Annotated in this window: 13 protein-coding genes and 1 pseudogene; 2 read left to right on the forward strand and 12 right to left on the reverse strand. The window is 71.0% G+C overall.

Annotated elements, in window-relative coordinates; genetic code table 11:
• The 9 genes from cysD to ABZY11_RS24330 form a co-directional block, all read right to left on the reverse strand.
• A complete protein-coding gene (gene cysD, locus ABZY11_RS24290) occupies positions 1–936 on the reverse strand; it encodes a sulfate adenylyltransferase subunit CysD (RefSeq protein ID WP_356481175.1) in 936 nt (311 codons plus the stop codon).
• Complete coding sequence (gene cysC / locus ABZY11_RS24295; protein WP_356481176.1) at positions 933–1,502, reverse strand: adenylyl-sulfate kinase; 570 nt, start codon at positions 1,500–1,502, stop codon at positions 933–935. Before cysC ends, cysD begins: the two co-directional genes overlap by 4 nt.
• Positions 1,502–2,203 (reverse strand): phosphoadenylyl-sulfate reductase, encoded by a 702-nt coding sequence (locus ABZY11_RS24300; RefSeq protein ID WP_356481177.1) that lies wholly within the window; start codon positions 2,201–2,203, stop codon positions 1,502–1,504. The genes cysC and ABZY11_RS24300 overlap by 1 nt, the downstream gene beginning before the upstream one ends.
• Positions 2,200–2,379: a hypothetical protein gene (locus ABZY11_RS24305; protein ID WP_329819691.1), complete on the reverse strand. Its 180-nt coding sequence runs from the start codon at positions 2,377–2,379 to the stop codon at positions 2,200–2,202. Before ABZY11_RS24305 ends, ABZY11_RS24300 begins: the two co-directional genes overlap by 4 nt.
• The gene (locus ABZY11_RS24310) at positions 2,376–4,073 is read right to left on the reverse strand and encodes a nitrite/sulfite reductase (RefSeq protein WP_356481178.1); all 1,698 of its coding nucleotides are present in this window, start codon (positions 4,071–4,073) and stop codon (positions 2,376–2,378) included. The genes ABZY11_RS24305 and ABZY11_RS24310 overlap by 4 nt, the downstream gene beginning before the upstream one ends.
• Before the next feature lie 114 nt (positions 4,074–4,187).
• Positions 4,188–4,271, reverse strand: a complete 84-nt coding sequence (locus tag ABZY11_RS24315) for a putative leader peptide (protein ID WP_317864749.1) — start codon at positions 4,269–4,271, stop codon at positions 4,188–4,190.
• Between the two features lie 178 nt (positions 4,272–4,449).
• Positions 4,450–5,046 (reverse strand): GNAT family N-acetyltransferase, encoded by a 597-nt coding sequence (locus ABZY11_RS24320; protein WP_356481179.1) that lies wholly within the window; start codon positions 5,044–5,046, stop codon positions 4,450–4,452.
• Between the two features lie 101 nt (positions 5,047–5,147).
• Positions 5,148–6,431 (reverse strand): GAF domain-containing protein, encoded by a 1,284-nt coding sequence (locus ABZY11_RS24325; protein WP_356481180.1) that lies wholly within the window; start codon positions 6,429–6,431, stop codon positions 5,148–5,150.
• 265 nt (positions 6,432–6,696) lie between these two features.
• Positions 6,697–8,334, reverse strand: coding sequence for an acyl-CoA dehydrogenase family protein (locus tag ABZY11_RS24330; protein WP_356481181.1), 1,638 nt, complete (start codon positions 8,332–8,334; stop codon positions 6,697–6,699).
• 17 nt (positions 8,335–8,351) lie between these two features.
• On the opposite strand from ABZY11_RS24330, the gene ABZY11_RS24335 reads away from it, so the two are divergent.
• Complete coding sequence (locus tag ABZY11_RS24335) at positions 8,352–9,560, forward strand: YihY/virulence factor BrkB family protein (protein ID WP_356481182.1); 1,209 nt, start codon at positions 8,352–8,354, stop codon at positions 9,558–9,560.
• A 7-nt stretch (positions 9,561–9,567) separates the two neighbouring features.
• On the opposite strand, the gene ABZY11_RS24340 is transcribed toward ABZY11_RS24335, so the two are convergent.
• Entirely contained in the window at positions 9,568–9,942 is a 375-nt protein-coding gene (locus tag ABZY11_RS24340) for a CU044_2847 family protein (RefSeq protein ID WP_356481186.1), read from the reverse strand.
• 52 nt (positions 9,943–9,994) lie between these two features.
• On the opposite strand from ABZY11_RS24340, the pseudogene ABZY11_RS24345 reads away from it, so the two are divergent.
• Positions 9,995–10,687, forward strand: a pseudogene (locus ABZY11_RS24345) (AraC family transcriptional regulator); the annotation flags it as partial.
• Between the two features lie 26 nt (positions 10,688–10,713).
• Here the strand turns inward: ABZY11_RS24345 and ABZY11_RS24350 are convergent.
• Together ABZY11_RS24350 and ABZY11_RS24355 are read right to left on the reverse strand one after the other, a co-directional pair.
• Positions 10,714–11,106, reverse strand: a complete 393-nt coding sequence (locus ABZY11_RS24350; protein WP_356481183.1) for a VOC family protein — start codon at positions 11,104–11,106, stop codon at positions 10,714–10,716.
• Positions 11,107–11,223: 117 nt separating this feature from the next.
• Positions 11,224–11,585: 3-hydroxyacyl-CoA dehydrogenase family protein (locus ABZY11_RS24355; RefSeq protein WP_356481184.1), on the reverse strand; the 362-nt coding region annotated here is incomplete at its 5' end.

Raw genomic sequence — 11,585 nt, forward strand, 5'->3', positions numbered from 1 at the left:
TTAGAAGTACCCCTCGCGCTTGCGGTCTTCCATCGCGGCCTCGGACATCTTGTCGTCGGCACGCGTCGCGCCCCGCTCGGTGAGCCGGGAGGCGGCGATCTCGGTGATCACGTCGTCCAGCGTCGTCGCGTCCGAGTCGACGGCGCCGGTGCACGACATGTCGCCGACCGTGCGGTAGCGCACCTGCCGGGTCTCGACCCGCTCTCCCTCCTTGGGGCCGCCCCAGTCGCCCGCGGTCAGCCACATGCCGGAGCGGCTGAAGACCTCGCGCTCATGGGCGAAGTAGATCTCCGGGAGCTCGATGCCCTCGCGGGCGATGTACTGCCAGACGTCCAGCTCGGTCCAGTTGGAGATCGGGAAGACCCGGACGTGCTCACCGGGCGCGTGCCGGCCGTTGTACAGCTGCCACAGCTCGGGGCGCTGGCGGCGCGGGTCCCACTGGGAGAACTCGTCGCGCAGCGAGAAGACCCGCTCCTTGGCGCGCGCCTTCTCCTCGTCCCGGCGCCCGCCGCCGAACACCGCGTCGAAGCGGTGCTGCTGGATCGCCTCGGTCAGCGGCACGGTCTGCAGCGGGTTGCGGGTGCCGTCCGGGCGCTCGCGGAGCTTCCCGGCGTCGATGTACTCCTGCACGGAGGCGACATGGAGCCGCAGCCCGTGCCGGGCCACCGTGCGGTCGCGGTACTCCAGCACTTCGGGGAAGTTGTGCCCGGTGTCGACGTGCAGCAGCGTGAACGGCACCGGCGCGGGCGCGAACGCCTTGAGCGCCAGATGCAGCATCACGATGGAGTCCTTGCCGCCGGAGAACAGGATCACCGGCCGCTCGAACTCACCCGCCACCTCGCGGAAGATGTGCACGGCCTCGGACTCCAGGGAGTCCAGGTGGCTGAGTGCGTACGGATTGCCGGTGCCTTCCGACACGGTCGCGACGGTCGTCATGCCGCACCCCTCTCGCTCAGCAGCGCGTACAGCTCCGCCGCGGACTCCTGCACGGTCTGCCGGTGCGACTCGATCCGCAGGTCCGGCGACTCCGGCGCCTCGTACGGGTCGTCGACCCCGGTGAGCCCGCTGATCTCGCCCGCCGCCTGCTTGGCGTAGAGGCCCTTCACATCGCGTTCGGAGCACACCTCGACGGGAGTCGCGACATGCACCTCCAGATACGCGGTGCCCTCGGTCCGGTGCCGCTTGCGCACCGCGTCCCGGCTGTCCGCGTACGGGGCGATGACCGGGACCAGCACCTTCACGCCGTTGGCCGCCAGCAGCTCGGCGACGAAGCCGATCCGCTGGACGTTGGTGTGGCGGTCCTCGCGGGAGAAGCCGAGACCCGCGGAGAGGAACTCCCGGATCTCGTCGCCGTCGAGCACCTCCACGCGATGGCCCTCGCCGCGCAGCCGCCCGGCGAGTTCGTACGCGATGGTGGTCTTGCCCGCGCTCGGCAGACCGGTCAGCCAGATGGTGGCTCCCGTCTCCGTCACGCTCATCGAAGTCTCCTGATCAGTCGTCATCAGTCGTGCAGCCCGCACTCGGTCTTGCCCCGGCCGGCCCAGCGTCCGGCGCGTACGTCCTCGCCCTCCTGCACCCGGCGGGTGCAGGGCGCGCAGCCCACGGAGGCGTAACCGTCCATCAGCAGTGGGTTGGTGAGTACGCCGTGCTCCGCGACGTACGCGTCGACGTCGTCCTGCGTCCAGCGGGCGATCGGCGAGATCTTCACCTTCTGCCGCTTCTCGTCCCAGCCGACGACCGGGGTGTTGGCCCGGGTGGGGGACTCGTCGCGGCGCAGCCCGGTCGCCCAGGCCGTGTACCCGGTCAGGCCCTCTTCGAGGGGTTTGACCTTGCGCAGCTTGCAGCACAGGTCGGGGTCGCGGTCGTGCAGCTTCGGACCGTACTCGGCGTCCTGCTGGGCCACGGTCTGCCGGGGGGTGAGGGTGATGACATTGACGTCCATCACCGCCTCGACCGCGTCACGGGTGCCGATCGTCTCCGGGAAGTGGTAGCCGGTGTCGAGGAAGACCACGTCGACGCCGGGGAAGACGCGCGAGGCGAGGTGTGCGACGACCGCGTCCTCCATGGAGGACGTGACGCAGAACTTCCCGCCGAAGGTGTCGGCGGCCCACTTCAGGATCTCCGGCGCGGAGGCGTCCTCCAGCTCCCGGCCGGCCCGCGCGGCCAGGGCTTCGAGGTCTTCGGTCCTCGGAGTCCGAGTCATATCCCGTCCCCTTCAACGTCGTTGCGCCGCAGCCCCCGGGCCAGCAGACCCAGGAACTTGAGCTGGAACGCGCGGTTGCAGGAGGCACATTCCCAGGCGCCGTGGCCACTCTCGTGCGGGCGCAGGTCCTCGTCCCCGCAGTACGGGCAGTGGAACGGTGCGGCGCGTTCGCTCATGACAGCGACTCCGCACTGGCCCGCGCCGCCCAGGTCGCGAACCGTTCGTCGTCCTCGCGCTCCGCCTGGAAGCGGCCCAGGACCCGCTCGACGTAGTCGGGCAGCTCGGCCGAAGTGACCTTCAGGCCGCGGACCTTGCGGCCGAACCCGGCGTCCAGGCCCAGGGCGCCGCCCAGGTGCACCTGATAGCCCTCGACCTGGTTGCCGTCGGCGTCCAGCACCAGCTGGCCCTTGAGGCCGATGTCGGCGGTCTGGATGCGGGCGCACGCGTTGGGGCAGCCGTTGATGTTGATGGTGAGCGGCTCGTCGAAGTCCGGCAGGCGGCGCTCCAGTTCGTCGATCAGCGCGGCGCCGCGCGCCTTCGTCTCGACGATGGCCAGCTTGCAGAACTCGATGCCGGTGCAGGCCATCGTGCCGCGCCGGAACGGCGAGGGCCGCACCTGGAAGTCGAGCGCCTCCAGCCCGGCGACCAGGGAGTCCACCTGGTCCTGCGTCACATCGAGGATGATCATCTTCTGCTCGACGGTGGTGCGCAGCCGGTCCGAGCCGTGCGCCGCCGCGAGGTCGGCGATCTTGGCGAGTGTGGAGCCGTCCACCCGGCCGACCCGGGGCGCGAAACCGACGTAGAAGCGGCCGTCCTGCTGCTGGTGCACACCCACGTGGTCGCGCCAGCGGCTGCTGGGCTGCTCGGGCGCGGGACCGTCGGTCAGCGGGCGCTTCAGGTACTCGTCCTCCAGCACCTGACGGAACTTCGCCGGGCCCCAGTCGGCCATCAGGAACTTCAGCCGGGCGCGGTTGCGCAGCCGCCGGTATCCGTAGTCGCGGAAGATACCGACGACTCCGGCCCAGACGTCCGGAACCTCGTCGAGCGGCACCCACGCGCCCAGCCGCTCGGCGAGCCGCGGGTTGGTGGAGAGTCCGCCGCCGACCCAGACGTCGAAGCCCGGACCGTGCTCGGGGTGGACCACGCCGACGAACGCGATGTCGTTGATCTCGTGGACCACGTCCTGCACCGGCGAACCGGAGATCGCGGTCTTGAACTTGCGCGGCAGGTTGGAGAATTCCTTGTTGCCGATGTAGCGGTCGTGGATCTCGTCGACCGCGGACGTGCCGTCGATGATCTCGTCGGCGGCGATCCCCGCCACCGGCGAACCGATGATCACGCGCGGGCAGTCGCCGCACGCCTCGGTGGTGGAGAGCCCGACGGCCTCCAGCTTCTCCCAGATCGCCGGGACGTCCTCGATGCGGATCCAGTGCAGCTGGATGTTCTGCCGGTCGGTGATGTCCGCGGTGCCGCGCGCGTACTCCTGCGAGATCTCGCCGATCACCCGCAGCTGTGCGGTGGTGAGCCGGCCGCCGTCGATCCGGACCCGCAGCATGAAGTGCTTGTCGTCCAGCTCCTCCGGCTCCAGGATCGCGGTCTTGCCGCCGTCGATCCCGGGCTTGCGCTGGGTGTAGAGACCCCACCAGCGCATCCGTCCACGGAGATCGTTGGGGTCGATCGAGTCGAAACCGCGCTTGGAGTAGATCGTCTCAATGCGTGTCCGCACATTGAGACCGTCGTCGTCCTTCTTGAACTGCTCATTGCCGTTGAGCGGAGTGTGGTGCCCCACGGCCCACTGGCCTTCGCCACGGTGGCGTCCGGCCTTGCGGCGGGGCGTGGTGGTCGCAGGCTGTTCCGGGGTAGCGGCCATGACAGTACGTCCTTCGGGACTGCAGGAGGGCGGCTCTGAACTGCACACTCGCGCTGAGGCGCGGCGGTGCGCAGGCTTTGCAGAGAAAGGGGGATCGCGGCGGTGCTGGGACTCTCAGCTCGCCGGACAGATGGCGCTGGACACGCGGCCGAGGTCGACGTGGCGTCGACTCACCAAGGCAATTCCAGTTCCAGGCATGACGGAAGCGTGGCACGCGCATCTCGGGCCAGTCCACCACTATCCAAAATATGGACGAGAGTGTCCCGAAATGCGAGACGCTGTGGCGCTCATCACTGGAGTCACCCGGACCGGACAATCCGTAATAGCCGCAATCCCCCTATGTGTCACCGCAAACGGAGCGCGGTCCTCCGTCGTGCTACCGCCCGGCCCCCGGCCACGGCCCCGGCGTCGCCACCTCCGGCTCCAGCTCCACCTTCGTGTCGAAGAGCCGGAAGCCGCGGCGCAGATAGTTGTCCATGGCGTGCGGGCCGTCCTTGGAGCAGGTGTGCAGCCACACCCGCTTCGTCGGCGTCCGCTCCGGCCAGCGCTCCGCCAGGTCCCAGGCACGGGCGACCCCGTACGAGAGCAGATGGCCACCGATCCGCCGCCCCCGGAAGGCCGGAATCAGCCCGAAGTACATGATCTCGACCGCGCCCTCGTCCTGCGGGTCCAGCTCGATGTAACCCGCCGGGGTGCCGTTCGCGTACGCCACCCAGGTCTCGGCCCCCGGCCGGTCCAGGGCCTCCTGCCACTGCGCGTACGTCATGCCGAGCCGGTCCGTCCACCGGATGTCGCCGCCGACCGCCGTGTAGAGGAACCGGCTGAACTCGGGCAGCGGTATCTCCGACCGCACGATACGCACATCGCCCTCCGGGACCGCGGCGGGCCGCAGATCGTCGGGGGAGGTCTGTTCCAGGGACCAGACGGTCACTTCGGTGGTGATGGCGGCGGCGCTACGTGCGGGGTTGCTCATGGCTGCCAGGGAACCACGCCCCGCCGCCTGCGCCAAAGCCGGTCCCGCGACATGGACGCCGGGACCGCCGGCGGAACGGGTCCGGATCCGGGACGAAGGGCCTACGGGCTGTCCGCACGGGCCCTGACCACCACCGGAGCCGTCGAGTGCGGCAGCAGATCGGCAGGGTGGTCCGGGTGGATCACCTCCACCTCGACGTCCTCGCCGAAGCGGTACGGGCGGTGCGCCAGCACCTGGGCGAGATGGCGGCGCATCCGGGAGATCTCCGCCCGCACCGTCACCGTGCGGGTCGCGTCGCCGAAGATGTCCTGGGCGAGCTCGGACGCCGTACGCCCCTCGCGGTGCAGCGCCAGGGCGTACAGCAGCTCCGCATGGCGCGGCGAGAGCCGCTGCGTCCAGGTACCCACCGCGCCGACCACATTGACCGTGAGACTGCGCGGCCGGCTCAGATCCAGCACCACCCGTTGCGGCGCCCCGTCCGAAGGCCCGTCCGCGACCTGGATCAGCCAGCCGCCGGGCAGCGGCTCCACCCGGCACATGCCCAGCGAGGGCAGCCACACCCGGCCCGGCCGTAACGACTTGGGCAGCGGCAGCCGGTCGACCGGTGGCATCCCGGTCACCGCGGCGAGCCAACCGTGGGTGTCCACCGCCAGGGCCCGGCCGCCCAGCCGGTACATCAGCGGTGCCGCCACCGAACGCAGCCGGTCGATCGCCTGCAGATGCCGGTTCCTTATCTCGCTCTCCGCCAGCCTGGCGACCGAACTGACCAGGGCGAGCGTCGTGGGATGGAACGTGGACGCGGGACCGCTCATGTCGACGATGCCGATCACCTTGCCGTCGCGCGGGTCATGGACCGGGGCCGCCGCACACGTCCAGTTGTGCAGCGTGCGGACGAAGTGTTCCGAGGAATGGACCTGGACCGGGACGCGGGAGACCAGCGCCGTACCGATCGCGTTCGTCCCCGTGCTCTCCTCCGCCCAGGCCGCGCCCTCCGCCAGGCATATGTCGTCCGCCCGGCGCAGCACCCCCGCGTTGCCCCGGCGCCACAGCACCCGGCACTCCACATCGGCGACCACCATGATCTGCTGGGCGGCATCCGCGAGGGAGACCAGGCCGTCGTCGAGCAGCGGCATCACCTCGCCGAGCGTCGAGCTCCGGCGCCGGTGTTCGAGCTCGTCCACATCGAGCAGCACGCTCTCGGTGGACTGGTCCGGATCGATACCGCTGCGCAGCACCCGGTTCCACGAGGCGCCGATCTCGGCCCGCGGGGTGACCACCGGCCGGTCGCCGAGGAGCGTGGCCTCCCTGGCCCGGTGGACCGCGCGGGCGGCCCGGGCGGACTGCGGGACAGCCGGTCGCGTCACCCCGGAGGCGCTTGTCTCCACTCTCGTTTCCCCCCACAGTCCAGGGCCGGCTAGACGATCCACGGGACCATCCTGCCGCTGCGAGGGGCCCGGCACCGCGCACTCCGCACAATGGTTGCAACCCTTTGCAACTCTGGCGAGAGAGTGCAGGTCCGTACGAGAGTGGTTGAACACCGTGCGGCGGAGCCCGTGCCCCACTGTTCGGTGTGCACAGCATGGAGGGTGGTGCCGTGTCGGCGCAGCACCACCCTCCGTTGCTGTACTCCCGACTCCCGCGGGCGACCGGCTAGGGAGCGACGGGCCGCGCCCGTTCGACGATCGATGCCAGATCGAGGCTGTGCGGCAGGGTGCCGAAGGCCGAGCCCCGGTCCCCGCCCAGCCGTGACGCGCAGAACGCGTCGGCCACCTCCGGCGGTGCCCACCGCACCAGCAGCGAACCCTGGAGCACCAGCGCCATCCGCTCGGCCAGCCGGCGGGCCCGCGCCTCGATCCCGTCCAGATCGGCGAGCTCCGTCAGCATGTCCTTGATCGCCCCGTCCAGCCGGTGATCGGCCCCACGCGCCCTGCCGACCTCCTGGAGAAGCGCGTTCAGCGCCACCGGCTCACGCTGGAGCACCCGCAGCACGTCCAGCGCCTGCACATTCCCCGCGCCCTCCCAGATGGAGTTGAGCGGCGCCTCGCGCAACAGTCTGGGCATCCCGGACTCCTCGACGTAACCGTTGCCGCCGAGACACTCCAGTGCTTCGCCCACCATCGGTGTGCACCGCTTGGTCACCCAGTACTTCGCCACGGGCACCGCGAGCCGCAGGAAGGCCCGCTCGCTCTCCGACCCGTCGTCGTACGCCGCCGCCAGCCGCATCGCCAGTACCGTCGCGGCCTCCGACTCCAGCGCCAGATCGGCCAGCACATTGCGCATCAGCGGCTTCTCGACCAGCACCCCGCCGAACGCGCTGCGGTACGTGCAGTGGTGGATCGCCTGCGCCACCGCCTGCCGCATCAGCGCCGCCGAACCGACCACACAGTCCAGCCGGGTCGCCGCCACCATCCCCATGATGGTGCGTACCCCGCTGCCCTCCTCGCCGACCCGGCGCGCCCACGTACCGTCGAACTCGACCTCGGCCGACGCGTTCGACCGGTTTCCCAGCTTGTCCTTGAGCCGCTGGATCGCGAACGTGTTGCGGGTGCCGTCGGGCAGCACCCGGGGCAGCAGGAAACACGTCAGGCCGCCGGGCGCCTGCGCCAGCACCAGGAAGCCGTCGGACATCGGCGCCGAGCAGAACCACTTGTGCCCGGTGAGCAGATACTCGCCCGCCGCGGTCAGCGGCTCGGCGCGGGTCGTGTTCGACCGGACGTCCGTGCCGCCCTGCTTCTCCGTCATCCCCATCCCGAGGAGCGCACCGGCCTTCTGTGCGGCCGGCCGCAGCTCCCGCTCGTACACCGTCGAGGTGAGCAGCGGCTCCCACTCGGCGGCCAGGGCCGGATCGGTGCGCAGCGCGGGCACCGCCGCGTGCGTCATCGACAGCGGGCAGCCGTGCCCCGCCTCGGCCTGCGTCCACACGAGGAAGCCGGCCGCCCGCCGTACGTGGCCGCCGGGCCGGTTCCAGGCGGTGGTCAGGCCCGCGGAGACCGCGTGGCCGAGCAGCCGGTGCCAGGCCGGATGGAACTCGACCTCGTCGATGCGATGGCCGTACCGGTCGTGGGAACGCAGCACCGGCGGATTCCCGTTCGCCTGCGCACCCCACTCCTGCACCTGTGCGGAGCCCGCGGAGCGGCCGAGTTCACCGAGTTCGCCCCGGACTTCGGCCAGGAGCCCGGGGGGCGTGTGCCGTTGCACGGCCTCGGTGAGCGCCCGGTCGGCGGCGAAGACGTCGTAGCCGGTCAGCGGCGGGACCTGGTTGGACACGGTGTGGGTGGTGGCTGCCATGCGGATACGGTAAGGACGTGCAGGCAGCAAATGAAACACCCGAGCGGCCATCGGGTCGGCTCCACCGGGCCCGAGTCCTCTACCGCAACGTATCCAAGCGGCAGATGGCCTGGCAGTTGCTCAAGGACACCGTCAACTCGTGCATGGAGTACCGCATTCTCGGGCTCGCCGCCGAGGCGGCGTTCTTCACCCTGCTGTCCCTGCCGCCCCTGCTCCTCGGCCTGATCGGACTGCTGGGATACGTCGACGAGTGGACCAGCACCACCACGGTCGCCTCCATCGAGCGCAACATCCTCAACGCCGCGCAGACCGTGCTCAGCGAGCGGGGCGTCAACGACTTCGCCAAACCGCTCCTGGCGGACGTCACCACCGGCGCCCGGCCCGATGTCATCTCGATCGGCTTCGCGATCGCGCTCTGGTCCGGCTCCCGCGCGGTCAATGTCTTCATCGACACGATCACCGTGATGTACGGCCTCGACGGCCAGCGCGGCATCGTCAAGACGCGCCTGCTCTCCTTCCTGCTGTACGTCGTCGCGCTGCTGCTCGGCTCCGTCGTGCTGCCGCTGCTCGTCGTCGGCCCCGACCGGGTCGTGGAGTTCGTCCCGTGGGGCACCGAGCTCATAAGCGTCCTGTACTGGCCGCTGGTGATCCTGCTGTCGATCGCGTTCCTGACGACGCTCTACCACGTGTCCGTACCGGTCCGTTCGCCGTGGATCGAGGACATGCCGGGTGCGCTGGTGGCGCTCGCGATGTGGGTGCTCGGCAGCTTCCTGCTGCGGATCTACCTCACCAGTACGGTCGAGGGGCCCACGATCTACGGCTCGTTGGCCGCCCCGATCGCCGTCCTGTTGTGGATCGGCATCTCCGCGTTCGCGGTGCTGGTGGGAGCGGCGGTGAACGCGGCCATCGACCGGGTGTGGCCCTCACTGGCGACGGCCGCCGCCCGCGCGGCGAACGACCGGGTACGCGCGGCCCAGGCAGCGGAGTTCGTCGCCCGGACGCGGGCGGGGAACCAGGGGGACGAGGACTGGGACGACGACGACGAGGACGACGACGTCGGCAGCCCCTACATGCCGTCCGAGTTCCCGGAGCGCTGGTCGAAGTTCCTGCCGCCGGACGACGTGAAGTCCAGGCTGCAGCCGAGCCGCGACAAGGAGCCGGAGAAGCCGGAGAAGCCGGAGAAGCCGGAGAAGCCGGAGAAGCCGGACACCGCGTCCGACGACTGAGCGTTCCCTAAGGGGCGGGCGCGGGTGCCGGAACGGCCGGCGCTGCCGGAACCGCCGGTGTCGCACCGGGGGACCAGGACAGCTTGACCGTCAGATGGCCCTCGACCGCGCTCTTCGCGATCACGGCTCCGGCCTCCGCCGTGATCTTCACCCCGAATTCGAGCTCCACCCCGTCCGGTTTCAGGGCGCCGTCCCGGAACACCGCGAGGGCGGACTCGGCCGCCGACCGGATTCCCGTGAGTGCGCTGTCGAACGTACGCCCGGCTCTGGCCAGGGTGTTGTCGTCGCCCAGCGCGACCAGCTGCGCGCCCTGCGTGTGACGGTCGACCTCGACCGTCACCGTCGCACCGCTGTCGGTGGTGAACTCCATCAGTGCCGTCATGACCGTCCCCGGGAAGCCGATTCCGTTCGCCGACGAGATTAGCGTGTGGGGCATGGGCGACAGGTACGAAGAGCGGACGTCGCGGTTCGACGGTGCGATGGTGTGGACGCTGAACGTGCCGGAGGGCTCGGTCCATCCGGTGCTGCCCGACGGGTGCATGGACCTGCTCTGGATCGACGGACGGCTGCTCGTCGCGGGCCCCGACACCCGTGCCGCAATGTCGTCCGCCCCGACCGGCGGGCAGTGCACCGGCATCCGCTTCGCACCCGGCACGGCCCCCGCGCTGCTCGGTGTGCCGGCGCACGAGCTGCGCGACCGCCGCGTCGAGCTCGTGGACCTGTGGCCCGGAGACCGGGTCCGGGTACTCACCGAGCGGCTCGCCGAAGCCCCGGACCCGGCCGCCGCGCTGGAGGCCGTCGCGCTGCGCCGGGCGGCCGACACCACACCGCCGGACCCGCTGATGCGGTACGTCGCGGAGCGGCTCGGCGCCGGGCGGTCCGTCGCGGACACCGCGCACCGGGCCGGTCTCGGCGCCCGCCAACTGCACCGCCGTTCGCTCGCGGCCTTCGGCTACGGGCCCAAGACGCTCGCCCGGGTCCTGCGGCTGCAGCGGGCGCTCGCCCTCGCACGGTCCGGTACGCCGTACGCCGAGGCGGCGGTCGAGGCCGGCTGCACCGACCAGGCTCATCTCGCCCGGGAGATGCGCGACCTGGCCGGGACCACTCTGACCGCCTACCTCGGCCGGTAGGCACTCCCGCCGGGCCCCCGGTCTCAGCCGTTGGCGGCGAACAACGACACCGCGCAGCCGTCCGGGTCGAGGACCGTCGCGTAACGCTGCCCCCACACCGCGTCCCACGGCTTCAGATGTCCGCGGTATCCCGCGCCGGTCAGGTCGTCGTACACCGCGTCCACCTCCGCCGGGCTGTCGCACAGGAAGGCCAGCGAGAGACGGTCCCCGCCGACCGGCGGGGTCCATCCGGGATCGAACGAGCGGATGACGTCCTCGGTGTCCCACAGCAGTCGCTGCCCGCCCGGGAGCGTCACTTCGACATGGGGTGCGGATTCCGCTCCGGCGGGGATGTCGAGACCGAGCCGGCGGTAGAAGGTGAGCGATGCGGCCAGATCCGCCGTGACGATGCCGATCGCGTCCATTCGTGGAGTCATGCCCCGACCGTATGCCGGGCCCCGGCGGGGGTCTTGTACGAAACGGACATCGGCCCGGCGAGGACGGCGCGTGCGGGGGTGCCGCATGCGGTCGGCGGCACCCCCCGCCGCACGCTGCTACGAGGCCCCGGCGCCCGCCGTGCAGTCGGCGGGTGACGTGCCCGGGTCCGTCAGCGCGAGACCGAGCTGGGCGCGTTCGGTGAGCCAGCGGCTCGGGCGATGGCGCGGATCGCCCGTCGTACGGTGCAGCGCCCGGTGCAGCTCCAGCATCCGGTCCGCGCCGATCCGGTCTCCCCAGGCCAGCGGGCCGACGGGGTAGCCGAGTCCGGCGGTGACGGCCAGGTCGATATCGGCGGGGGCGGCGATGGAGCGCTCCGCGATCCCCGCCGCGACCGACACGATCGAGGCGAGCAGCCGCTGGGCGACCGAGCCCGCGGTGTCCCGCACCACCGAGACCGCCCAGGGCTCCTCGCCCTCCG

The organism is Streptomyces sp. NPDC006510 (assembly GCF_040611955.1).
Taxonomy (GTDB): Bacteria; Actinomycetota; Actinomycetes; order Streptomycetales; family Streptomycetaceae; genus Streptomyces.

What these genes read in the sequence shown, in the direction of transcription:
- cysD (WP_356481175.1), bottom strand. Translation starts at nt 936, where the DNA reads ATGACGACCGTCGCGACCGTGTCGGAAGGCACCGGCAATCCGTACGCA.
- cysC (WP_356481176.1), bottom strand. Translation starts at nt 1,502, where the DNA reads ATGACGACTGATCAGGAGACTTCGATGAGCGTGACGGAGACGGGAGCC.
- ABZY11_RS24300 (WP_356481177.1), bottom strand. Translation starts at nt 2,203, where the DNA reads ATGACTCGGACTCCGAGGACCGAAGACCTCGAAGCCCTGGCCGCGCGG.
- ABZY11_RS24305 (WP_329819691.1), bottom strand. Translation starts at nt 2,379, where the DNA reads ATGAGCGAACGCGCCGCACCGTTCCACTGCCCGTACTGCGGGGACGAG.
- ABZY11_RS24310 (WP_356481178.1), bottom strand. Translation starts at nt 4,073, where the DNA reads ATGGCCGCTACCCCGGAACAGCCTGCGACCACCACGCCCCGCCGCAAG.
- ABZY11_RS24315 (WP_317864749.1), bottom strand. Translation starts at nt 4,271, where the DNA reads ATGCCTGGAACTGGAATTGCCTTGGTGAGTCGACGCCACGTCGACCTC.
- ABZY11_RS24320 (WP_356481179.1), bottom strand. Translation starts at nt 5,046, where the DNA reads ATGAGCAACCCCGCACGTAGCGCCGCCGCCATCACCACCGAAGTGACC.
- ABZY11_RS24330 (WP_356481181.1), bottom strand. Translation starts at nt 8,334, where the DNA reads ATGGCAGCCACCACCCACACCGTGTCCAACCAGGTCCCGCCGCTGACC.
- ABZY11_RS24340 (WP_356481186.1), bottom strand. Translation starts at nt 9,942, where the DNA reads ATGACGGCACTGATGGAGTTCACCACCGACAGCGGTGCGACGGTGACG.
- ABZY11_RS24350 (WP_356481183.1), bottom strand. Translation starts at nt 11,106, where the DNA reads ATGACTCCACGAATGGACGCGATCGGCATCGTCACGGCGGATCTGGCC.